Origin of the sequence: Mesorhizobium sp. M7A.F.Ca.MR.362.00.0.0, from assembly GCF_004023175.1 — a bacterium.
In the GTDB taxonomy this organism is placed as follows: domain Bacteria; phylum Pseudomonadota; class Alphaproteobacteria; order Rhizobiales; family Rhizobiaceae; genus Mesorhizobium.
In genome coordinates, this window is sequence record NZ_RZTF01000888.1 from 255 (window position 1) to 578 (window position 324).

Annotated in this window: 1 pseudogene; it reads left to right on the plus strand. The window is 65.1% G+C overall.

The window, feature by feature from the left end:
• Nucleotides 1-132 precede the first annotated feature (132 nt).
• Nucleotides 133-324 (plus strand): annotated as a pseudogene (locus EOC06_RS38345) (hypothetical protein); the annotation flags it as partial.

The following is a 324-nucleotide window of genomic DNA, read 5'->3' on the forward strand; positions in this document are numbered from 1 at the left end:
GCGCCTGCCGGATGGCCGGATCGTCGTCGCTGCGCTGCCGGACGGGGTCGACGGGCACTTCGGTTTGGAACTTCGGCGTCTGGTGCTGTCACTTTATCACCAGGGTCAATCGAAATAGATCGGATCGTCGGGTTGCTGCGCGACTTCGGTGTGTCGATCTCCAAGCGCCAGGTCGTGCGGATCCTGACCAGCAAGATCGACGCCTTCGTCGCCGAAGCGAGGCAGGTTCTGACGGCCGGGCTCGCTTCGGCCGGTTGGATCAGCGTCGACGACACCGGGGCCCGCCACGGTGCGGTCAACGGCCTGTGCGCGCAATTGGGCAAT